Origin of the sequence: Subtercola boreus (genome assembly GCF_006716115.1) — a bacterium.
GTDB classification, from domain to species: Bacteria; Actinomycetota; Actinomycetes; order Actinomycetales; family Microbacteriaceae; genus Subtercola; species Subtercola boreus.
In genome coordinates, this window is record NZ_VFOO01000001.1 from 2,424,291 (window position 1) to 2,446,737 (window position 22,447).

Annotated in this window: 20 protein-coding genes, 1 tRNA gene and 1 pseudogene; 5 read left to right on the forward strand and 17 right to left on the reverse strand. The window is 67.8% G+C overall.

The features are described from left to right. Positions 1–30 precede the first annotated feature (30 nt). From FB464_RS11255 to topA, 4 genes are read right to left on the reverse strand one after another with little or no spacing between them, the layout of a single operon-like run. Positions 31–1,626: an alpha/beta hydrolase gene (locus FB464_RS11255; protein ID WP_116413781.1), complete on the reverse strand. Its 1,596-nt coding sequence runs from the start codon at positions 1,624–1,626 to the stop codon at positions 31–33. Next, a complete protein-coding gene (locus FB464_RS11260) occupies positions 1,623–2,786 on the reverse strand; it encodes a DNA polymerase III subunit delta' (RefSeq protein ID WP_116413780.1) in 1,164 nt (387 codons plus the stop codon). The genes FB464_RS11255 and FB464_RS11260 overlap by 4 nt, the downstream gene beginning before the upstream one ends. A gap of 9 nt (positions 2,787–2,795) precedes the next feature. Then, complete coding sequence (tmk, locus tag FB464_RS11265) at positions 2,796–3,443, reverse strand: dTMP kinase (RefSeq protein ID WP_116413779.1); 648 nt, start codon at positions 3,441–3,443, stop codon at positions 2,796–2,798. Next, a complete protein-coding gene (gene topA, locus FB464_RS11270) occupies positions 3,440–6,304 on the reverse strand; it encodes a type I DNA topoisomerase (RefSeq protein ID WP_116416439.1) in 2,865 nt (954 codons plus the stop codon). Before topA ends, tmk begins: the two co-directional genes overlap by 4 nt. 239 nt (positions 6,305–6,543) lie before the next feature. On the opposite strand from topA, the gene FB464_RS11275 reads away from it, so the two are divergent. Then, on the forward strand, positions 6,544–6,789 hold the full coding sequence (locus FB464_RS11275) for a hypothetical protein (RefSeq protein ID WP_116413778.1): 246 nt from the start codon (positions 6,544–6,546) through the stop codon (positions 6,787–6,789). Positions 6,790–6,813: 24 nt separating this feature from the next. On the opposite strand, the pseudogene FB464_RS20590 reads toward FB464_RS11275, so the two are convergent. The 5 genes and pseudogenes from FB464_RS20590 to FB464_RS11300 form a co-directional block, all read right to left on the reverse strand. Further along, positions 6,814–7,128 (reverse strand): annotated as a pseudogene (locus tag FB464_RS20590) (Rv3654c family TadE-like protein); the annotation flags it as partial. A 32-nt stretch (positions 7,129–7,160) separates the two neighbouring features. Further along, the gene (locus FB464_RS11285) at positions 7,161–7,508 is read right to left on the reverse strand and encodes a TadE family type IV pilus minor pilin (RefSeq protein ID WP_116413777.1); all 348 of its coding nucleotides are present in this window, start codon (positions 7,506–7,508) and stop codon (positions 7,161–7,163) included. Between the two features lies 1 nt (position 7,509). Continuing rightward, a complete protein-coding gene (locus FB464_RS11290) occupies positions 7,510–7,752 on the reverse strand; it encodes a DUF4244 domain-containing protein (protein WP_116413776.1) in 243 nt (80 codons plus the stop codon). 90 nt (positions 7,753–7,842) lie between these two features. Next, positions 7,843–8,856, reverse strand: a complete 1,014-nt coding sequence (locus tag FB464_RS11295) for a hypothetical protein (protein ID WP_142206674.1) — start codon at positions 8,854–8,856, stop codon at positions 7,843–7,845. Further along, positions 8,849–9,973 (reverse strand): TadA family conjugal transfer-associated ATPase, encoded by a 1,125-nt coding sequence (locus tag FB464_RS11300; protein WP_116413774.1) that lies wholly within the window; start codon positions 9,971–9,973, stop codon positions 8,849–8,851. Before FB464_RS11300 ends, FB464_RS11295 begins: the two co-directional genes overlap by 8 nt. 368 nt (positions 9,974–10,341) lie before the next feature. Here FB464_RS11300 and acs point away from each other — a divergent pair, with 368 nt between their 5' ends. After that, on the forward strand, positions 10,342–12,309 hold the full coding sequence (acs, locus tag FB464_RS11305) for an acetate--CoA ligase (protein ID WP_116413773.1): 1,968 nt from the start codon (positions 10,342–10,344) through the stop codon (positions 12,307–12,309). Between the two features lie 57 nt (positions 12,310–12,366). On the opposite strand, the gene FB464_RS11310 is transcribed toward acs, so the two are convergent. Together FB464_RS11310 and sp36 are read right to left on the reverse strand one after the other, a co-directional pair. Continuing rightward, a complete protein-coding gene (locus FB464_RS11310) occupies positions 12,367–12,837 on the reverse strand; it encodes a RidA family protein (protein WP_116413772.1) in 471 nt (156 codons plus the stop codon). After that, a complete protein-coding gene (gene sp36 / locus FB464_RS20240) occupies positions 12,834–13,133 on the reverse strand; it encodes a Sp36 family protein (protein ID WP_246093029.1) in 300 nt (99 codons plus the stop codon). The genes FB464_RS11310 and sp36 overlap by 4 nt, the downstream gene beginning before the upstream one ends. A 109-nt stretch (positions 13,134–13,242) precedes the next feature. Here sp36 and FB464_RS11320 point away from each other — a divergent pair, with 109 nt between their 5' ends. From FB464_RS11320 to FB464_RS11330, 3 genes are all read left to right on the forward strand, one after another. After that, positions 13,243–15,702, forward strand: a complete 2,460-nt coding sequence (locus FB464_RS11320) for a transglycosylase domain-containing protein (RefSeq protein WP_170151856.1) — start codon at positions 13,243–13,245, stop codon at positions 15,700–15,702. Then, entirely contained in the window at positions 15,693–16,625 is a 933-nt protein-coding gene (locus FB464_RS11325) for a metallophosphoesterase (RefSeq protein WP_116413770.1), read from the forward strand. The genes FB464_RS11320 and FB464_RS11325 overlap by 10 nt, the downstream gene beginning before the upstream one ends. 78 nt (positions 16,626–16,703) lie before the next feature. Then, positions 16,704–16,777: transfer RNA gene (locus FB464_RS11330), tRNA-Pro, on the forward strand. 49 nt (positions 16,778–16,826) lie between these two features. Here FB464_RS11330 and FB464_RS11335 read toward each other — a convergent pair. The 6 genes from FB464_RS11335 to FB464_RS11360 form a co-directional block, all read right to left on the reverse strand. After that, positions 16,827–17,420 (reverse strand): thymidine kinase, encoded by a 594-nt coding sequence (locus FB464_RS11335; RefSeq protein WP_116413769.1) that lies wholly within the window; start codon positions 17,418–17,420, stop codon positions 16,827–16,829. Between the two features lie 15 nt (positions 17,421–17,435). Then, positions 17,436–18,548: an Rv2578c family radical SAM protein gene (locus FB464_RS11340; RefSeq protein WP_116413768.1), complete on the reverse strand. Its 1,113-nt coding sequence runs from the start codon at positions 18,546–18,548 to the stop codon at positions 17,436–17,438. A 201-nt stretch (positions 18,549–18,749) separates the two neighbouring features. Beyond that, a complete protein-coding gene (locus FB464_RS11345) occupies positions 18,750–19,406 on the reverse strand; it encodes a copper resistance CopC family protein (protein ID WP_246093030.1) in 657 nt (218 codons plus the stop codon). Beyond that, entirely contained in the window at positions 19,399–20,175 is a 777-nt protein-coding gene (locus FB464_RS11350) for a YcnI family copper-binding membrane protein (RefSeq protein WP_211327297.1), read from the reverse strand. Before FB464_RS11350 ends, FB464_RS11345 begins: the two co-directional genes overlap by 8 nt. Before the next feature lie 54 nt (positions 20,176–20,229). After that, entirely contained in the window at positions 20,230–20,877 is a 648-nt protein-coding gene (locus tag FB464_RS11355; protein WP_116413767.1) for a hypothetical protein, read from the reverse strand. A 30-nt stretch (positions 20,878–20,907) separates the two neighbouring features. Then, positions 20,908–22,374, reverse strand: a complete 1,467-nt coding sequence (locus FB464_RS11360) for a tyrosine-protein kinase domain-containing protein (protein ID WP_342780702.1) — start codon at positions 22,372–22,374, stop codon at positions 20,908–20,910. Between the last annotated feature and the right edge of the window lie 73 nt (positions 22,375–22,447).

The window sequence follows — 22,447 nt, forward strand, 5'->3', positions numbered from 1 at the left end:
CATTGCAGAACCTGCAACATTTCTGGCGGATCATGTCGTGCACTGCGGGTCACTCGTCGGCGTGGCGCCGGTCAGGAAGTAGTCGTCGACGAGGGAGTGCACGCACGACGAGGTGCCGTAAGCGGTGTGTCCCTCGCCCTCGTAGGTGATGAGCTGCGAGTTGGTGAGCTGTTTCGACACGGCCACGGCGTCGGAGTAGGGCGTTGCCGGGTCGTCCGTCGTTCCGACCACGAGGATGGTCGGCGTCCCGGTGTAGCTCACCGGGCCCGGCGTACGGGTCGCCGCCACGGGCCAGTTCGCGCAGCCGATGTCGCCGTAGGTCCACCACGGGCCGAAGGTCGGCGCGGCGGCGATGAGTTCGGCGTTCTGGGACGCGATGGTCGCGGCATCCGTCACCGCCGGGTAATCGAGACAGTTGATCGCGGTGAAGGCCTCGGTCTGGTTGTTCTGGTAGGTGCCGTCGGGGTTCCGGCCGTTGTAGGCATCCGCCAACTGGAAGGCGAGCGTCGCGTCGCCCTGCTTCACCTGCGCGATCATCTGGGAGAGGTACGACCAGCTGCTCTGCGTGTAGAGCGGGTAGAAGATGGCGGTCAGCAGGGACGCAGAGCCGAGCTTGCGGCCGTCGGAGGAGGTGATCGGCGTGGTGTCGACGGCGTTCAGCAGGGTCTGCACCTGTTTGGTCGCGTTGTCGACCGAACCGGAGAACGGACAGCTGGAGCCGGCCAGGCAATCCGCCAGATAGGCCCGGAGCGCCCCCTCGAATCCCTTCGCCTGGCCGATACTCGAGTCGAAGCCCGTGGAGGTGGGGTCGACGACGCCGTCGATCGTCATGCGCCGCACCTTGTCGGGGAAGAGCGTCGCGTATTCGCTGCCGATGAAGGTGCCGTAGGAGTAGCCGAGGTAGTTGAGCCCCGTGTCGCCGACGGAGGCCCGCAGGGCGTCGAGGTCGCGCACGGTGCTCTCGGTGTCGATGTGCCCGAGCAGCGCGCCCGTTCCCGACGCGCAACCCGATCCGAAGTTCTTGGCGACAGCCGTCGCACCCGCGAGCCACTCGGCCGAGCCGCGCGTGCCGGGCACGATGTCGTAGAGATAGGAGTCCATCTGGGCCGACGTGACGCACTTCACCGCAGCGGAGGCGCCGACGCCGCGCGGGTCGAAACCGACGATGTCGTACTGCTGCTGCACCTCGGGGTCGACGGCGAAATCGACGCTGTCCTTCACGAAGTCCAGGGCCGAGACCCCCGGCCCTCCGGGGTTCACGAAGAGGGTTCCCTGGCGGGTGCTGCTCTTGGCAGGCTGCTTGATCAGGGCGAGTTCGATGCTGTCACCGCTCGGATCGCTCCAGTCGATCGGAACGGTCGCGGTGGCGCACTCGAAACCGTTGTCGCACGACGACCACGCGAGGCTCTGGTCGTAGAACGGCTTCAGTGCGGCATCCACCTGCTCGCCGGTGGGCGTGGAGGAACCGGCCGCCGCGCCACCCGTGGAGAACCCGTTGTCACCGCCCGTGCCGCTGCTGGAACCTGCGAACCAGGTGGTGCAGCCCGAGAGCACGAGGGCGGCGGATGCGGCGACAGCCACGATGCCGGCCAGCCTTCGGCGGGAGCGGCGGGGAAGAACGGTCACGGGAGGGCCTTTCGAGGTGCGGTTCCCGGCAGGGCCACGGTGATGAGCATGGCCTCGAGGGCGAGGGCGGGGGCGACGTTCTGGGCGATGCGCCGTCGGGCGTCGGCGATGGAGTCCATCACCGCGAGCGTGTCGGCGGGCTCGGTGCGGCCCGCGAGCGCGTCGATCTGCGACTGGATGGCGGCGTTGATCGGTTCGAGGCGGGCGTCGAGCTGCTGCAGCAGAACGTCACGGTAGAGCGAGAGCAGATCGACCAGGATGCGGTCGATGCCGTCCCGGAGACTCCGTGTCGCACGTCGCTTCTGGTCGTCTTCGAGCTGTTTCACCTGCGAACGGAGCCCTGCGGGAACGGCCTGGCCCGGCTCGACCCCGAGCGAGCGGAGGGTGCTCTCGCGCTCCTCGGTATCCCGCTCGGCGGTGATCGCGAGCGCGTCGTCTTTCGCGAGTTCCATCAGGCGCGCCGCCGCCATGACCGCCTGCGGCACGCTCTGGATGCCGAGGGCCACCGACAGCGTCTCATCCCGCCGCGCGCGCGCCTCGGCGTTCGTGGCCAACCGGTGCGCCATGCCGATGTGGCTCTGGGCTTCGCGGGCCGCCCGTACTGCCGTCTCCGGCGTGACGCCGTCGCGCCGTTCGAGCAGAGCCGCCACATCGTCGGTGCTCGGAACCCGGAGACGCACCGATCGCACCCGCGACCGGATGGTGGGGAGCAGGTCGGCCTCGCTCGGTGCGCAGAGGATCCACACTGTGCGCTCCGGCGGTTCCTCGAGAGCCTTCAACAGCACGTTCGACGTACGTTCGACCATCCGGTCGGCGTCTTCGATGACCATCACCCGGTAGCGCGAGACCGACGGGGAGAACTGCGAGCTCGCGACGAGCGTGCGCACCTCCTCGATGGAGATGATCACGCGGTCGGTGCTCAGCACGGCGAGATCAGGGTGGGTGCGGGCCGCCACCTGTCGGCAGTCGCGGCAGTGGCCGCAACCCCCATCCCGGCAGAGCAGCGCGGAGGCGAAGGCGTAGGCGAGGTTCGATCGACCGGAACCCGGCGGGCCGGTGATCAGCCAGGAGTGGGTCATCGCGCCACCGACGTCGCCTGCGGCGTCGCGGAACACCGCGATGGCCTCCGACTGGCCGGTCAGTTCGTCCCACACGCTCATAGAGACAACCTACCCGGCGGGGCTGAAGAGAAGCGGTGCGAGTCGTGCCCTGATGAGAGTGGAGATCTCTCCCGCGGGCAGTGCGCCGTCGACGACCACGAACCGATCGGGTTCACTGCTGGCGATCGACAGGAAAGACTCTCGAACACGTCGATGGAAGTCGTTCTTCTCGGCCTCGAGCCTGTCAAAACGCTTTTCGGCGTTGTTCAGGCGCTGCCTGGCCAGGTCTTCGTCGAGATCGATCAGGATCGTGAGGTCGGGCCGAAGATCCTCGGTCGCCCACTCGGAGAGCCGTCTGATCTCCGAGCCGTCGAGCACCCGGCCGGCACCCTGGTAGGCGACGGAGGAGTCGATGTACCGGTCCTGGATGACCACCTCTCCCCGCTCGAGAGCCGGCCGCACCTTCGTGGCGATGTGCTGCGCGCGGTCGGCCGCGTAGAGCAGCGCCTCGGCGCGGGCGGTGATGTGCCCGCGGCTGTGCAGCACGATCTCCCGCACCTCGAGTCCGAAATCGGTGCCGCCGGGCTCACGGGTGCGCACCACGGTCCGTCCCGCTTCGATCAGCCATTCCTCGAGCAGCGCGGCCTGCGTCGATTTGCCCGCCCCGTCGCCGCCCTCGATGGTGACGAAGAGGCCGCGGCGTGCGGGTTCGGTCACTTTTTGGGAGCAGCCTTCCGGGCGGGGGCCTTGCGCGTCGTGGTCGCTGCCGCACGCTTGGTGGTGGTGCGCGGCTTAGCCGGGCCCTTCGCACGCTTGTCGGCGAGCAACTGCACGGCCCGGTCGAAGTCGATCTCCTCTATCGATTCGGCCTTCGGGATCGTGGCGTTCGTGACTCCGTCGGTCACATAGGCGCCGAACCGGCCGTCCTTGATCTTGATCGCCTTGCCGCTCTCGGGATCGGGTTCCTCGAAGTCCTTCAGGGCGCTGGATGCCCGCCTGGCCCCGTATTTGGGCTGGGCGAAGAGCTCGAGCGCACCCGGGAGGTCGATCTCGAAGATCAGGTCTTCGTTCTCGAGCGAGCGGGTGTCGGTTCCCTTCTTCAGGTACGGACCGAACTTGCCGTTCTGCGCCGTGATCGGCTCGGACGTCTCGGGGTCGTCGCCCACCGCGCGCGGCAGGCTGAGCAGGCGGAGAGCGGTCTCGATGTCGATCGCCGCCAGATCCATCGACTTGAAGAGTGAGGCCGTCCGCGGCTTCACCGCGGCGGCCTTCGCCGGGGCCTTCTTCGCCGCAGGCTTCTTGGCGACGGTCTTCTTTGCGGCTGCGCCCGCCTTCGCGGTGGTTGCCGTGGCCGGGGGCTCCACAAGGAGCGCGGCCGCGGCGAGCAGCGCGGCGGCCGCCTCGGCCTCCTGCTCGGCAGTCAGCTCGGGGTCGAGCTCGGTCACGTAGGGGCCGAACCGACCGTCCTTCGCGACGACGTTCTTGCCGTTCTCGGGGTTCACGCCGATGATGCGGTCGACCACAACCGGCGCGTTGATGAGCTCCTCAGCTTTGGCGAGCGTGAGTTCGTCGGGTGCCAGCTCCGGCGGGATGTTGACCCGGCGGGGCGTCTTGACCTCGCCGGTCGCGAGATCGACCTCGTCGTCTTCGGCCACTTCGAGGTAGGGACCGTACTTGCCGATGCGCAGGGTGATCGTGTCGGAGAGCGGGATCGAGTTGATCGCCTTCGCGTCGATGTCACCGAGGTTGTCGATCACATCGCGGAGCCCCCGGTGGTCGTCGTTGCCGAAGTAGAAACCGTTCAGCCAGTCGACGCGGTCCTCCTCGCCGCCGGCGATCTTGTCGAGGTCGTTCTCGAGTTCTGCCGTGAACTCGTAGTTCACCAGTTCGGAGAAGAACTCTTCGAGGAGGCGGATGACCGAGAAGGCGATCCAGTTGGGAACGAGCGCCTGGCCCCGCGGTGTCACGTACCCGCGGTCGATGATCGTCGAGATGATCGACGCGTACGTCGACGGACGGCCGATTCCGAGCTCGTCGAGCGTCTTGACGAGGCTCGCCTCCGTGTAGCGGGGCGGCGGGCTCGTCTCGTGGCCTGCCGCCTCGACGTCGACGGCACGGAGACTCTGGCCCGTGGTGAGCGGGGGCAGCTTCGACTCGGTCGGCTCGTTGGAGGCGTTGCGCTCCTCGTCGACGCTCTCCTCGTAGGCGAGCATGAAGCCGCGGAAGGTGATGACGGTACCGCTCGCGGAGAACTCGGCGATCGTGGACGCCGTGAGGCCCTCCACCGGGGTGGGGCCAGCGGTGATGGTGACGGAAGCGGTCGAACCCTTGGCGTCTGCCATCTGCGAGGCGACGGTGCGCTTCCAGATGAGTTCGTACAGCTTGAAGTCGTTGCCGCGGAGTACCGAAGCGACCTGCGACGGTGTGCGGAACGTCTCGCCGGCGGGGCGGATGGCCTCGTGGGCCTCCTGGGCGTTCTTGCCCTTGCCGGAGTACAGCCGCGGCTTGTCGGGAACCGTCTCGGCGCCGTACAGCGAGGTGGCCTGCGTGCGGGCGGCGTTCAACGCCTGCTGCGAGAGCGACGGCGAGTCGGTTCGCATGTAGGTGATGTAGCCGTTCTCGTAGAGCGACTGCGCGACGCTCATGGTCTGCCGGGCGGAGAACCGGAGCTTTCGCGCGGCCTCCTGCTGCAGGGTCGACGTGGTGAAGGGTGCTGCGGGGCGCCGCGTGTAGGGCTTCGACTCGACGTTGGCGACCTGGATGCCGACACTCGGGTCTTTGAGCGCCGCCGCGAGGGCGTGTGCCTGCGGCTCGGTGAGCATGCTGGCTTTGCTCTTCAGCTGGCCGGACTCGTCGAAGTCGCGGCCGGTCGCGATGCGGTCGCCGTTGACCCGCACGAGCCGGGCCGCGAACGACTGGGCGTCGGCTCCGGATGCCGCGTCGGCGAGGGTGGCGTTCAGGTCCCAGTAGCTCGCGGCGGTGAACGCGAGCCGCTCGCGCTCACGTTCGACGACGAGACGGGTGGCTGCGGACTGCACTCGACCGGCCGAGAGCCCGGGACCGACCTTCCGCCAGAGCACCGGCGAGACCTCGTAGCCATACAGGCGGTCGAGGATGCGGCGGGTCTCCTGGGCGTCGACGAGAGCCTCGTCGATGTCGCGGGTGTTGTCCCGGGCGTGCTCGATCGCCTCTTTGGTGATCTCGTGGAACACCATGCGCCGCACGGGCACCTTCGGCTTCAGGACCTCGAGCAGATGCCAGGCAATGGCCTCGCCCTCGCGGTCCTCATCAGTTGCGAGGTAGAGCTCGTCGGCGTTGGCCAACGCCTTCTTCAGCTCGGCGACCGTCTTCTTCTTCTCGGGAGACACCACATAGTAGGGAGCGAAGCCGTTCTCGACGTCGACCGAGAACTTGCCGAGCGAGCCCTTCTTCAGCTCCGGCGGCAGGTTCTTGGGCTCGACGAGGTCGCGGATGTGACCGACAGACGCCTGCACCTCGTAGCCCTCGCCGAGGTACTGGGCGATGGACTTCACTTTGGTCGGTGACTCGACGATGACGAGCTTTCTCGGGCCTGACACGGGCACTCCCTGGACACTGGAATTCGATAACCGACACCGCTTCCGGGTCTCGGGTAAGAGGAAGTGGTGTGGCCGACGGGCACGCGGGGCCCGTCAGGCACACCATACACACCATCTGACGGTGTTCGCCTAATCGCGCCAAGGGCTTGCCCGCGCCGAGCCTGTGAGCCCGCCCCTTGCGCTGCCGCCCGGGCGGAGGAGGATGGGTGATGAAACTCAAGGGAGAGGAGTAGGCCATCGTGTCTGCAACCCAATTCGGAACCTACACCGCCAAGCTCGTGGACGGGCCGCTCGAAGGCAAGACGATCAGCACGGAATTCAGCCCCGGGGGTGACGCGCAGCCGAGGATCGAGATTCCCACCGACTCGCCGGCGAAGCGGTACCTCTATATCCGCGGAAGCGGAATCGAGTTCGGCGAGGGCAGCGAAGCCACCCGTCGGCCGAGCGCCGTCGAGTACCGGTTCGTGCAGGCCGTCTTCCAGTAGCGGGGCTCGGCCGGGGCCGCCGCGCGACGACACCCGCACCTCGAAGCCGGCCACCGTTCGCTCGACCGTGACGGTTGCGATCCCGTCGGTGAGCGCACACTCTGCGAGGCGGCTGCCCCCCAGCTCCGCTGCACGGGCTGCCGCCTCGCAGGGCACTCCCCCGGCCAGGCCGGACGCGACATCCGCCGCCGCCAGGGCAGAGGCATCCGCATCGTCCTGGGCCTGGTGCCGTGCGGCCAGCGCCGTCACCACCAGTAGCAGTGCGGCGGTGATCGCGAGGACCGCCGCGACGACGGCGAGGGCCAGCACCGAGCCGGAACCACGATCCTCGACCAGCATGCGCGTCGGCAGCCCGATGCGCGTCGACGCCCTCACTGCCCACCCGCCAGCGCGCAGGACCGGGCCCGGGCCTCGAGGCCGGCTGCGGCGAACTGGCCGAAGCGGATGGGCGCCGTCACCGTGGCGCAGACGAAGTCGCCGTCGGTGCCGCTGGCGAGAGAGTGTTCTCCCACAAGCCGCGTCACCCGGTCATCGGCGTCAGCATCCGCATCACCCCGCGCAAGCGTCCGGGCGGCCACGGCCGCCGCATCGACGACACGCACCTGGAGCGCGGCCCCCTGTAGCGCCGCCACCGAGAGCAGCAGCACGAGGAGCACCACGGGCAGCGCCACGGCGAATTCCGCGGTGACGGTTCCCCGGTCATCCAGAATCCAGCGCATCTCAGACTCCCGCCGTGAGTGCCCGGTGGATGATCTCGGCGAGCGCCGACCGCACCTCATCACCGCGCAGGATCACGACCAGCAGGCCGGCGAAACCCACCGCGGCCATTGTGGCGATCGCGTACTCGGCGGTCGCCGATCCCCGGTCTTCGAGCAGCGGGCCGAGCAGGCCGAGGAGCCTCCGGGAGCGGGAGGACGCTGGAGGCCGAGGCGTCGGCGTGGTGGATGATGCGGGTGGCTGCATGGGCTTCTTCTTTCTCTGGGTGTGGGTGGGGACTCTGAGTGGTGGTCGGGCTGAACAGGTCTGGACTTCGGGGATCCCACCACGGACCGCTCACCACGATCCGAATGTGGAGGAGACAACGGCGAGGAGGAGGGGGGCGACCCCGAGCAGCATGAACGCAGGCAGCACGCAGAGGCCGAGGGGGATCATGAGCCGGATGGAGAGGGCAGCGCAGACCTTCTGGCTGCGGGCCAGCGCCTCAGTCCGGAGCAGGCGCGCCTCGCTTCGGAGCAGTTCGGCGGCCGGCACTCCCGCCCGACGGGAGAGTTCCACGACGACATCCACCGCCGCCATGCCGCCGGGTTCGCGCAGCCGGTGCGCTTCGAGCGCCTCACCCGCCAACTCCCGGGCGCGATCGACCGACACGCCTCCGCCCATCGCGACCGCGGTGAGTTCGGCCGCCAGGCCGGTCGCGACGGGCCTGCCGGATGCGACCCGGACGAGCCGCGCGTTCCACGCCCGGGAGAGAACGAGCAGGCCGAGACCGGCGACGAGGCAGATCAGGCCGGGAACCGTGGTGGTGAGCATCCGGAGGCTGTTGAACCCCAGAAGAGCGCCGAAGCCCAGTGCAGCAAGCGGGAGCACGGTCATGAGCCGGGCTGTTGCCACGGGAGCAGCCAGCGCGACCTCGACCGCGCGCTGGGTGTCGCCGATCTCACGGAGAGCCCCAGCCACCTCGCGGAGGCACGGGGCGATGGGCGCTCCGGATGCACCCGCCACGCGCCAGACGGCAGCCACCGCCCGCCACGCCTCGGCTGTACGGGAATCTGTCACCCGGGCCGCAGCCCCGATGGCACTGTCGGCGGGAACACCCAGCCCGACCGCCCGGGCGATGGTCCGCACGACCATCGTGTGCCGCCTCCCGGGGGCGCGGTGCCCGGGAGCGCGATGCCCGGCACCCCGTCGACCGGAAGCCTGCTGATCATCACTCTGCCGCCCGTCGGCTGCCCGCGCCGCCGGCGGGAGCAGGTAACCCCACGCGCTCGACGGCGCGACTCCCGCCTCGAGGAGCACGGCGAGCCGCTGCACGACGGCGGCGACGCCGTCCACCTGCATCTCAGGCATGCCGGCCACCTGCACTCCCACGATCGACGCGGGGCTCCGGCTGACGCCGACCCGGGTGCGCCTCGACCAGCAGGCGGCCCCGGTCGTCGAGCGCCAACACTCCCACCTCGGCGAGGCGCCGCGAACCGTCACGGCGTTCGAGGTGCAGCACCAGGTCGATCGCGCTGACAGCCTGGCGCGCCATCGCCTCGGGGGTGAGGCCTGCCAGGGCACCCAGCGCTTCGAGCCGGGCCGGCACGTCGGCCAGGGAGTTCGCGTGCAGCGTGCCGGCCCCGCCGTCGTGGCCGGTGTTCAGCGCCGAGAGCAGTTCGCGGATCTCGCTTCCCCGGCACTCGCCAAGCACCAGCCTGTCCGGTCGCATACGGAGGGCCTCCCGGAGGAGTCGGTCGAGGCTGACACCGCCAGCACCTTCGAGGTTCGGCTGGCGGGCTTCCAGAGCCACGAAATGCGGATGGTCGACCCGGAGTTCGGCGACGTCCTCGATGGCCACGATCCGTTCCCCCGCGGGGGCCGAGGCGAGGAGCGCCGAGAGAAATGTCGTCTTGCCGGAGCCGCCGGCACCGGTCACCAGAACATTCGAACGTTCACAGACTGCGGCGTCGACGATCGCCCGATTCGTGGATCCGCCACCCGCGACCGGGCCGAAGAAACCCCGCTCTTCGAGATCGTCGAGGTGCATGAAGCCGGCGCGCGGGATGCGGAGCGAGATCAGCGTGCCCCGCGGTGACACCGGCGGCAACACCGCATGCAGTCTCAGACCGTCGTGCAGGCGCACATCCACGCACGGTGTCGCCTCATCGATGTGGCGACCGCCGAGCGCGACGAGCCGCACCGCGAGCTCGCGCAGGTGCGCTTCGTCTGGGCACGACCAGCCGGGCTCCCGGACGAGGCCGCTGCCGCGATCGATCCACAGGTCGCCCGGGCCGTTGACGAACACATCCGTCACCTCCGGTTCCCGCACGAACCGCTCGAGTGGGCCGAGTCCGTCGCTCACCCGGACGGTGGCCGGGGCCTCGATCCCGACGGAAGGCACGGCATCGCGGGGCACGGCGCCACCCGGCGAGGAGCCGCGCCTCATCCGTCGGGAGGCAATGTACCTCGCAGTTGTGACTGTCATGCGCCGAGCCTAGAAAGGCGCGTCTTCACCCCGCAGGCGAAACAGGGGATCTGTGGAGAAGGACGGCGACCACGGCATTGTGGAGAACAGGACCGCCCGGCGCGAAGGGGCCGTTAAATGAAGGGGGCGGCACCGATTGGGGGAAAAGGTGCCGCCGTAGCAGCGCATGATTGGGGGGAATCAGTGTTGCGCTGCATCCAAGCCAGAATCGACTTGGTATTGAAAAGTTTACCCGACCGAAACATGGTCGCAAACCGTTTCAGTCGATTCCCAGTATCTCGCCGAAAATTTTTCCGCCAGAAGAACGGCGGGGCCGGTGACACGGTTTTTCCGACAGAATCGAAAGGTACCCGGAGCGAAGGAGCACCATGACGAACGGCATCGACAACCTGCTGCATGAGACGAGACGTTTCGAGCCGAGCGCGGACTTCCGTGCCGGTGCCGTAGCATCCGAGGAGCTCTACGAAGAAGCTGCGGCCGACCGGCCGGCCTTCTGGGGAAAGCAGTCGGCCGAGCTCCTGCACTGGAACACCCCCTTCACCAAGACGCTCGACTGGAGCAATGCGCCCTTCGCGACCTGGTTCGAAGACGGCGAACTGAATGTGGCCTACAACTGCCTCGACCGCCATGTCGAAGCAGGCAACGGCGACCGCATTGCGCTCAATTGGGAGGGCGAACCGGGCGACAGCCGCACGTTCACCTACGCCGAGCTGACGACTGAGGTGAAGAAAGCAGCCAACACCCTGCTGGATCTCGGCATCGGCAAGGGCGACCGGGTTGCCATCTACCTGCCGATGATCCCTGAGGCGATCATCTCGATGCTCGCCGTCGCCCGCATCGGCGCCGTGCATTCCGTCGTCTTCGGCGGTTTCAGCGCCGAGAGCCTCCGCGCACGCATCGACGACGCAGCCGCCCGACTCGTCATCACTGCAGACGGCGGCTGGCGGAAGGGCAAGGTCTCCGCCCTCAAGCCCGCTGTGGATGCCGCCCTCGCAATCGACGGCGACGGCTCCTCGACGGTGGAGCATGTGCTCGTGGTGCAGCGCGGAAACAACGATGTCGAATGGTTCGAGGACCGTGACCTCTGGTGGCACGACGAGATCGGCAGAGCGGAGGCAGAACACGTTGCCCAGCCGTTCCCCGCCGAGACCCCGCTGTTCATCCTCTACACCAGCGGCACGACGGGCAAACCGAAAGGCATCCTGCACACCAGCGGCGGGTACCTCACCCAGGCCGCGTTCACGCACAGGAACGTCTTCGACCTGCACCCCGAGACCGACGTCTACTGGTCCACGGCCGACGTCGGCTGGATCACGGGCCACACCTATGTGGTCTACGGCCCACTGGCGAACGGTGCGACGCAGGTGATCTACGAAGGCACGCCCGACGCCCCGCATCCGGGCCGGTGGTGGGAGATCATCCAGAAGTACAAGGTGAGCATCCTCTACGCGGCGCCCACCGCGATCCGCACCTTCATGAAGCTCGGCCGGCAGATTCCCGACGCTTTCGACCTGACGAGCCTGCGCCTGCTGGGTTCTGTCGGCGAACCGATCAACCCCGAGGCCTGGATCTGGTACCGCGATGTGATCGGTGCCGGCAAGACCCCCGTCGTCGACACCTGGTGGCAGACCGAGACAGGCGCGATCATGGTCTCCGCGCTGCCCGGCGTTACGACCCTGAAGCCGGGGTCGGCGCAGGTGCCGTTGCCGGGGCTCCACATCGAGGTTCTGGATGACGCGGGCACCCCTGTCGGCAAGAACGCCGGTGGGCTGCTGGTGGTCTCGGAGCCGTGGCCCTCGATGCTCCGCGGAATCTGGGGTGACCCCGACCGTTACGTCGAGACCTATTGGTCGACGTTCCCGGGCAAGTACTTCGCGGGCGACGGTGCCCGGCTGGACAGGGACGGCGACATCTGGCTGCTCGGCCGCGTCGACGACGTGATGAACGTGTCGGGCCACCGGCTCTCGACGGCCGAGATCGAGTCGTCGCTGGTGTCGCATCCGCGCGTGGCGGAGGCCGCCGTGGTCGGAGCCGCCGACGAGACCACCGGCCAGGCCGTCGTCGCCTTCGTGATCGTGCGGGTCGAACAGGCGGGCGACCTCCGGCAGGAGGCCGACGCCCTCGCGGCGGAGCTGCGGGCACACGTGTCCTCGCAGATCGGAGCGATCGCCCGGCCGAAACAGGTCTTCATCGTGGCGGAACTGCCGAAGACCCGCTCGGGCAAGATCATGCGGCGACTGCTGCGCGACCTGGCCGAGGGCCGCGAGATCGGTGACACCACGACCCTGGCCGACACGCAGGTGATGAACATCATCAGCACGAACATCGCGGGCTGACCCGGACACGCCGCCGCCGCACCGCCCGCGCCCAGCGCCGGCGGGCGGGGCGGAGGGCTACGCGAACGAGACGATCAGCTCCACCTCGACGGGCGAGTCGAGTGGCAGCACCGCGACGCCGACCGCCGAACGAGCGTGGAGACCTGCGTCGCCGAAGACCTCGCCGAACAGCTCCGATGCACCGTTGATGACGCCGGGCTGGCCGCTGAACGACGGGTCGGACGACACGAACCCGGTCACCTTCACCACCTGTGTCACCCGGTCGAGCGACCCGAGCACGCTCGCGACGGCCGCCAGCGCGTTGATCGCCGCCGTGCGCGCGAGTGCCTTCGCGACATCCGGTGCCACCAGCGCCGCACCCTCGCCGACCTTGCCGGTCACCGCGAGCGCACCGTCGACGAACGGCAGCTGACCCGCGGTGAACACGAGGTCGCCGTGGATGACCGCCGGCACGTACGCGCCCGCAGGCGGCGAGACGGCGGGGAGTTCGATGCCGAGGGCGGCGAGGCGTTCCGCGATCGCGCTCATCGGGCATCCGTCTCGACGACGGTAGACGTACCGTCTTCGCCGGGTGCGGCCGGAACGCCGGTGCCCTCGGGCCCGGCTGCCGTGCCGTCGTTCCACGATCCGTTCGCGGCTGCAGCCGACGCGGCGGCCGCAGCCGGCTCTGCGCCCTGCAGCGGACGCTTCAGGTACGCCACGATGCCGCCCTGCTCGTTGGTGACGATCTGCACGAGCTCCCAGCCGTCAGAGCCCCAGTTGTTCAGAATGGCCGCTGTGTTGTGGATCATCAGCGGCGTGGTCACGTACTCCCATGAGGTCACGGGCTCTCCTTTGGCTTCTTTTTCAGGTTTGTGACTTAGGCTCGGTAGCATGTCTGCCCCAAAACGTAAGGTTAGCGGCGCGGTCGGAGCCTTCCTTGGCCTTGTGGGCATGAGCGCACTCGTCGGCGTGCTCGTCACAGCCATGGTCACTCCGGCCCTCGCGATCACCGGTCTCGCCGCGAACAACTCTATCGGCGTGTTCGAGAACCTCCCCAGTTACATCAAGCCGGATGCGCTCTCGCAGACGTCCAGCGTGTACGCGAAGAACCCCGACGGCTCCGATGTGCTGCTCGCCTCGTTCTACGAGCAGAACCGGCAGACCGTCGGCTGGAACCAGATCTCCCAGTACGCCAAAGACGCTCTCGTCTCGACGGAGGATCCGCGGTTCTATGTGCACGGCGGTGTGGATGTCCAGTCCACCTTCCGCGCGCTGGTGGGCAACTTCGTGTCCGGCGGCATCAGCTCGGGTGCCTCGACGATCTCGCAGCAGTACGTGAAGAACATCCTCGTGCAGCGCGCCGAGGCCATCCAGGATCCGGCCGCCCAGGCCGCCGCGTACGCCGAAGCGACGGCGCAGACGACCGACCGCAAGCTGAAGGAAGCCAAGCTCGCCATCGGCCTCGAGAAGGAGTACAGCAAGGACGACATCCTGCTGGGCTACCTGAACATCGCCCTGTTCGGCGGCCGGGTGTACGGCATCCAGGCTGCGTCGCAGTACTACTTCGGGGTGAATGCCGACGCCCTCACGCTGCCCCAGGCGGCGAGCCTCATCGCGATCGTGAACGAGCCCGAGGCGCTCCGCATCGACCTCGATGCAGAGCACACGGCCGACAACAAGGCGCGCCGCGACAAGGACATCCTGCCGTCGATGCTCAAGGAGCACACGATCACGCAGGCGCAGTTCGACGAGGCCATCGCCACACCGGTGACGGCCACCATCACCCAGCCGTCGACCGGCTGCCAGACCGCCGTCTACGGCGCCGGATTCTTCTGCGACTACGTCAAGCGCATCATCGAACAGGATCCGACGTTCGGTGCGACCGACGAAGAACGCGCACACAACCTGAACACGGGTGGCTACAAGATCTACACGACCCTCGACATGCAGCTGCAGTCGAAGGCCTTCGACGTGGTGAACAACTACGTGCCGTACTCGAGCGACAAGCTCGACATCGGCGGAACGTTCACGACGGTCGAGCCCGGCACCGGCAAGGTGCTCGCCATGGCGCAGAACAAGACGTACAGCGAAGACCCGAACTCCGACCCGGCGACGTCGACGGCGATCAACTACAACACCGACTACAACTACGGCGGATCGACAGGGTTCCAACCCGGTTCGTCGTTCAAGCTCTTCACGATCATCAACTGGCTGCAGACTGGACACTCGCTCGGTGACATCGTGAACGGGGCGAACAACCAGACCTTCGGCCGTTTCACCAACAGCTGCGGCGATACGGGGCCAGCCAAGTACGTTGCTGGTAACGACGCCGGCGAGTCCGGCGGTCGCGCATCGGTTCTGACGCAGTTCGAGGAATCCGTCAACAACGCCTTCATGTCAATGGCGTCCAAGCTCGATCTCTGCGACATCACGAACGTCGCGAAGTCTCTCGGAGTGCACCGCGCCGATGGCAATGACCTGGCAAACGGTCCCTACGGGATCGTGCTCGGCGGAAACGAGATCGCTCCGCTGACGATGGCTGCGGCCTACGCAGGTGTCGCGAACAAGGGCATGTTCTGCACTCCGGTTGCGATCACCAACATCGTCGACGCCAGTGGCGCCGATGTTCCCGCACCGCAGACGGCCTGCGCGCAGGCCATCGACCCGAGCATCGCCCAGGCGGCGCTCTACGCCATGCAGGGCGTCATCCAGAGCGGCACAGCAACACCCGCCAACCCCGGCGACGGCACCCCGCACTTCGGCAAGACCGGCACCAGTGACAACGAGAAGGACGTCTGGCTCGTCGGCGGAACCACCAAACTGGTCTCGGCGTCCTGGGTCGGCAACGTGACCGGCGATGTGTCCATCCGCAAGACGACCGTCGCGGGTGCTGGCAGTGGCAACATCGGCAGTGGCCTGTCGCGGCTGTACATGTGGAAGGACTTCTACAGGCAGATCGGCGACTCCTACGGCGGCGACTCGTTCCCGGCTCCGTCGCGCATCCTGAGTGTCGGCCAGACGGTGACGGTTCCGGATGTCTCGGGCCTCTCCATCGACGCGGCGATCTCGAAGCTCGAGAACTCCGGCTTCACGGCCAGCGACGCCGGGCAGCAGGACTCCGACAAGACAGCGGGCCAGGTCTCCGGAACGAATCCGGCGGCCGGCAGCAGCGCCACGAAGGGCTCCGACATCGACGTCTTCACCAGCAACGGCAAGCTCAAACCGCTGGCAGATGTCTCGGGCCAGGAACCCAATGCGGCCGCCGCTGCACTGACGGGCCAGGGCTGGACTGTCAGTGCGACGGTCAGCACGGATGCCTCGTGCAAGACCAAGACGGTGGTGAGCCAGACCCCGGAGGCAGGCTCCTACAACCAGTCCACGACGACCGTGAACCTGGTGGCATGTCCGTAAAGTCCGCCGTCGGCCTGGGTGTGGCGGCGGGACTCGGCGCGGCCGTCTGGGGCACTCTGGTCGAGCGAAAACTGTTCACCCTGCGCCGGGTGACGGTGCCGGTGCTCGCCCCAGGCGCCCAGCCGATCCGGGTGCTGCACCTCTCCGACCTGCACCTCGCACCCTTCCAGCACCAGAAGCAACGCTGGGTGCGTTCGCTCGCGCGGCTGAACCCGGATCTCATCGTCGACACCGGGGACAACCTCGGCCACCGCGACGCCTATGACGCGCTGGCCCACACGCTGGAACCGTTCCGAGGCACTCCCGGCGTCTTCGTCAACGGCTCGAACGACTACTGGGCACCGTCGTTCAAGAACCCGCTCCGCTACTTCATGGGCCCGTCGAAGAGCCCGGACAAGGTCGAGAAGCTCGACATCGACCGCGAACACGCGCTCTTCGACTCGCTGGGTTGGATCGATCTCGACAACAGCGCCTCGACGTTCGAGGTGAACGGTACACGGATCGAGTTCTTCGGCGTCGACGACCCGCACCGCAGCTACGACAAGCTCGAGCACGTCTCGAGCGCGATCGAGCGCCAGCGCGAAGACGACGATGCACCGGCCGGCTCCCCGACTCTCACCGTCGGCGTTGCGCACGCCCCCTACCAGCGCATCCTGAACTCGTTCGTGACGAACGGCGCCCAGGTGATCTTCGCCGGCCACACCCACGGCGGGCAGGTCTGCGTGCCGGGTTATGGGGCGCTCGTCACCAACTGCGACATCCCCCGCAAGCAGGTCAAGGGGCTGAGCCTGTGGCGACGAGGCAAGCGCTCTGCCTTCCTCAACGTTTCGGCGGGGCTCGGCACCTCGATCTATGCCCCCGTGCGCTTCGCCTGCCTGCCCGAGGCGACTCTCCTCACGCTGGTTCCGGCGACCGACAGCTGACCGCGGTCGCGAGCCTGTCAAAAGTCAGCTATTCTAGACAGGTTGTTCGAGCCGGTTCACGCCGGGGAATGCAACGATCGGGGTATGGCGCAGCTTGGTAGCGCGCGTCGTTCGGGACGACGAGGTCGCAGGTTCAAATCCTGTTACCCCGACACGATTCAGAAGGGCCGGATTCTTCCGGCCCTTCTCTCGTTGAGCCGTTCACGCCGAGAGGCGGCCGTCGCTCTCCTCGAGGTAGCAGGCGCCGCAGAGCGCCTCGTAGGTCACCTCGTCGCCGTCGATCGCGACCTGGTCGCCGTCGAAGACGAAGTGCCCGTTGACCTTCCGCGGATTGAAGATCGCCTTGCGCCCGCAGCGGCAGATCGTCTTCAGTTCCTCGAGGCTGTGCGCGATCTCGAGCAGGCGACCGCTGCCGGGGAAGGCCGAGGTGAGGAAGTCGGTTCGGATCCCGTAGGCCAGCACCGGCACATCGTCGATCAGGGCGATCCGGAGGGCATCGTCGACCTGCGCCGGGGTGAGGAACTGAGCCTCGTCGACCAGCAGGCAGCTGACCCCTCCAAGCCCCTCACGTTCGGCGAGGAAGACATCGCGGAGACCCTGCTCCGCGCCCACGAGGAAGTCGACCTCCCGCACGACACCGAGCCTCGAGACGATGGAGCGGTCGCCCTTCGTGTCGGTCGACGGCTTCGCGATCAGCACCCGGTGGCCGCGTTCCTCGTAGTTGTAGGCGGCCTGCAGGAGGGCCGTGCTCTTGCCGCTGTTCATCGCGCCGTACCGAAAATAGAGTTTTGCCACCAGACAACCTTAGGCTCAGAAGAGGGTCGGGGCGTCGGCCCCGCCGCCGGGAGCACTCACACCAGCGCGCGCAGAGGCAGCGACCCCGCGAGGCGCAAAGCTCCGTTCGTCGTCCATCTGGGGCAGCAGCCCCAGTGCCTTCGACCGCACTCCCCCGGTCGCCGGGTCTTCGACACCGCGGGCGAGGCCGTGCCGGGCGATCAGCGGCCGGATGCGACGGCCGAGCCACTCCCGGTACTCCTTCGGCGCATACGACGACGTGCCCCGGTACAGTTCCCGATACCGACCGACGAGCTCCGGATGCTCCCGCGCGAGCCACTGCATGAACCAGGGCTTCACCCCCGGCCGGAGATGCAGCGCCGAGTAGAGCACGCTCGTCGCGCCCGCCTCCCGGATGAGCGCAAGCGCCGTGTCGAGGTGGGTGGTGGTGTCGGTCAGGTCGGGCAGCACCGGCATCATGAACACCGAGCAGTCGATGCCGGCGTCGCGAACCGCACGGACGGTCGCCAGCCGCGCCCTGGCGCTCGGTGTACCGGGTTCGACCGTCTGCTGGAGGTCTTCGTCGTAGATGGCGATCGACATCGCCACGTCGACGCTGACGGACTGCGAGGCCTCCACCAGGAGCGGCAGGTCGCGCCGGAGCAGCGTGCCCTTCGTGAGGATCGAGAAGGGCGTGCCGGACTCGGCCAGCGCCCGGATGATGCCGGGCATCAGCCGGTACCGCCCCTCCGCCCGCTGGTAGGGATCGGTGTTCGTTCCGAGGGCGACCGGGTGCCGCCCCCAGGACGGCTTCGCGAGCTCCCGGGACAGCACCTCGGCGACGTTGACCTTGACCACGATCTGGTTGTCGAAGTCCTCGCCTGCGTCGAGTTCCAGGTAGGTGTGGGTGGGCCGGGCGAAGCAGTAGGTGCAGGCGTGGCTGCACCCCCGGTAGGGGTTGATCGTGTAGCTGAACGGCATCCGGCTCTGGCCCGGTACGTGATTCAGGGCCGTCTTCGCCAGTACCTCATGGAAGGTGATGCCCGCGAAGTCGGGCGTCGTCACCGAACGCACCAGATTGTCGAGCCGGGCGAGCCCGGGCAGCGTCGACGATGCCTCCACCCCCAGTTGTTGCCCGCTCCATCTCATGGCATTGATTCGAACATATCTTCGATATGTTCCGCAAGTGCAGAAAACCCGGCGCGCAGACAAAGCCGCCGTTAAAGAAACCAAGCGCTCCCTGCGGTGAGGGGTGTCGACCGCAGGAAACGCTTGGCTTCTGGATGTGTAGGGCCGACTTCCATCGCAGTTAGAAGCCTGGCGACCCTACACAGTGAGCATTCGGAGCTGTCAGTCTTCTGGATTGCCCCGATCGGGAATTTCTTCAGAATTCTTTTTCCGCCGCGAAAACATCAGCACCACGACCACTCCGACGATCGCGAGCAGGACGATCCCGCCGGCGACCGCGAGGATCAGCCAGCCGGCCTGGCCCTCGTCCACCGCGGCCGCAGCAGACGGGAGCGAACCGGACTCGCCCGCTGCCGCCCGTCCGCAGGGCGGCGCGGAGGCCGCACCCGCGGACACAGCCGTACCCGCGGGCGGGGCGTAGGTGAACGTCAGCGAACTGCTCACCGGGTGCCCGTCGGAGGACACGATCTGCCAGCTGACCCGGTACACCCCGGCCGTTCCGAGAGCCACGGGTGCGCTGACCGTGCGGCCCAGGATGCTCGCGCAGCCCGTCTCGTAGTGGGTGGTCTGGGCATCCGGGCCCGTGACCTCCACGATGGACGAGGATCCGTCCGCCGCGAGGTCGAGCACGAGATCGTTGAAGGTCAGGCTGACCGTGCCGGGCGATTCCGTCACCGTCGACCCGTCGGCCGGCGAACTGCTCACGAGGAAGTCGTGGGCAGAGGCCGCCGTGGCGGGCAGCAGGGCCATCGAGGCTGCGACGGCGAGAGCCGCCAGCCCCGCCAACCCCGCCAGCCGGGCGCGGCGCGGCCTATTCACCGGCAGGCTTCCGGGCACGCCGGGTCACCGCCAGCACCGCGACCACCAGGGCGATCGCGGCCAGCACCAGCGCGGCGAGGGCCACGACAGTGCTCACGGTCACCGCAGACGACGAGGCCGATGAGGATGTCGTGGCGGATGTCTCCCCCGCCGCCCCGGCGACCGGAGTGGCCGTCACAGCGGCACCCGTCGCAGCGCCCTCGACGGGTGCCGGATCGGTGATGTAGAGCACCGGCGCCGGGTGCTCCGGCTCGGCGCCCGAGGCGAGCGGGGCATCCACCCAGTCCACCACCGAACCGTCGGAGTAGGTCTGGTGCACGGGCAGCAGCACGCTCCCCGTGTCGGGAACCGGGCCGGCCGAGATCGAGAAGAGGTCGAACTGGCCCGGTGCGATACCGGCGACGGCGGGAGCCGTGGCCGCATCCGCCGTCCAGACGACCCTGGTGGGCGCCTCGGTGACCGTTCCGTCGTCGGTCGTGACGGGCGTGCTGAGCGTACTGGTGACGACCTCCGTGCTCCAGCCGGGTACGGGCTGGTACGACACGCTGCCGAACGGCGCGTCCGTGGGCAGGTCGACCTCGAGCTTGACGGTGCTCGCCGTGGCGCTCTCCGTCGGAACCTTGAACGTCAGGGTCGAGTAGCTTCCCGGGGAGGCCTGCTCGGGGTCGACGTGCACGTGCGCACTGGCCGCCAGTGGTGCCGCGAGGACGAGCGTTGCGGCGATGCCGAACGCCATTCCGGCGCGCGCAAATCTCTTGCTGTTCTTCATGGGTGAATCCTTCTCTTCGGCCGTGGCATGCACGGCCGACTGCCTGTGTGGGTGTCAGTTCGCGAAACGCACACACACCGGGGGGCCACGATGTCGCAGCCGCCCGAGGAAGACCCCGAGATCACGCAGATGGTCGAGAGGGGCAGACAGGGCCGGACCGACGCCTTTGAGTGCCGGCAGCGGCTCGATGAAGAGCTGGCGCACCAAGCGGCGGAAGCGCATCCCGGCAAGTCCGACGAGCGCCCAGAGGGCGCCCTCCCCGTGCCGGAGCGCCAGCACCGTTATCACGGCGGCCACGGCATGGGCGATCCACATGCCCGAACACAGCTGGTCGGCGAGCCAGCCGGCCGCACCGGTGCCGGCCCCCAAGCTGCCCGCGCCGAAGGAGGCAGAGACGACAAGCGCCACCCCGTGGTGACCCGATCCGGACATCTCGAAGGTCGAACCGCTGCCTGTCGCTCCGACCGTGAAGAGCGCGTGCAGCAAGGCCTGGCTGACGATCACGGAGGCGGAGAGCCGGATGATCGAGAGCGACCGGCCCGCCAGGGCTACGCACACCACCGACGAGAACGCCAGCGCCAGCGCGACCCCGACAGCACCCGGGGTTCCGCCGCCGCCCGCCACGTGGGACAGGGCTGCGACGAACACCGCGAAGAACGCCGCGGCGAGCCCGCGGAGCACACGAGCGGGCCGGGTGTTCACACGTTCAGCCTACGTGAAGGCAGCGACGGCCTACTTGCGGCCGCGACGCCGACGGGGCGGGGTGGTCTCGGCGAAGTCCTCGTCGGGACCGGCACCGTAGTAGCCGTACTTCTCACTGTTGTAGGAGTCCGGGCCCTTGTTGGGCAGCATCGTCATCACGACACCGACGATATTGCTGTTGATGCTCGAGAGTGAATTGAGTGCCCGGGCGAGCTCGGTGCGCTTGACCTTGCCCGACGCTGCCACCACGATCGCGCCGGCCGTCATGCTGCTGATGATCGCGCCGTCGGTGACGGGAAGCAGTGGCGGGGCGTCGATGATCACGTAGTCCACCTGCTCGTTGAGGGCGGTGAGCAGGTTCTGCATCGCATCGGAGCCCAGCAGTTCGCTCGGGTTCGGGGGTACCCGCCCGGCCGGCAGTACGTACAGCTCGCGGTTGCCCCAGCGCTGCAGTACGTCTGCCAGGGGAACGGCCCCGATCAGCACATCGGTGAGCCCTACAGCACCCTCAAGCCCCATGTACTCCGCCAGCTTGGGCTTACGGAGGTCACCATCGATGAGGACGACGCGCACTCCTGTTTCTGCGAGTGCGAGCGCAAGGTTGGCGGACGTCGTGCTCTTTCCCTCGCCCATGATCGACGACGTGACGACGAAGCACCTGTTGTCCGAGCCCGCATTCACGAAACGGAGGTTGGTTCGCAGCGCCCGGAACGCCTCAGCTCGAGGGTTGCGAGGGTCACTGTGCACCAGGAGCGGGTGCTTGTTCGACTCCGGATCGAAACTGATGCCGCCGAGGATGGGGGAATCCGACACGGCTTCGACGTCGTGGGTTCCGTGGACGCGGGTGTCGAGAGAAGTGCGGAGGAACGCTGCACCCAGGCCGAAGATGATCCCGACGACAGCACCGAGCAGGATGTTCAGGGGCACGTTGGGGCTCGATGGGCTGGTTGCGGGGATGGCCGGGTCGACGATCTGGATCTTGACGAGGCTGGCACCGCCACCGGTCGGCTTCTCGAGGTCGTCGATGACGACATCGCTGAAGCTCTGCGCAGTGGCATTCGCGAGGTTGGCCGCCTGCTGCGGGTTGGGGTCGGTGGCCGTCAGTTCGATGATGACCGTCCCGACAGGAGACGAGGCGGAGAGCTGGTTCGCCAGAGCTTTGCTCGTCACCGAGAGGTTCAGGTCCTTGATGACGTTGTCGAGCACCGATGCGCTGGTGATGATGTCCGTGTACGACTTGACCTTCGCCTGCGCATAGGAGTTGCCCGATGTCAGGTCACCTGCGGTAGGAGTGTCGGAGACCGCCACCGACACGTACATCGTCGCAGTCGATCGGTACTGGGGTGTCGCCAGGATCGCCAGAGCCGCTCCCGCCGCCAGACCCAGCAGGGCGAAGACGACAATCAGCACCCAGCCTTTTCGGATTACACGAATGTAGCCATCTAAACTCACAGGCCACAGCCCTTTCGTTAATGCGTCGCACGCCCCGCATGCCACACTCGGGAGGGCTTTCCCCTGTCCCCGCCCGAAAAACTATACCTGCGAGCGTTGCCATAATTACAATCGCGGG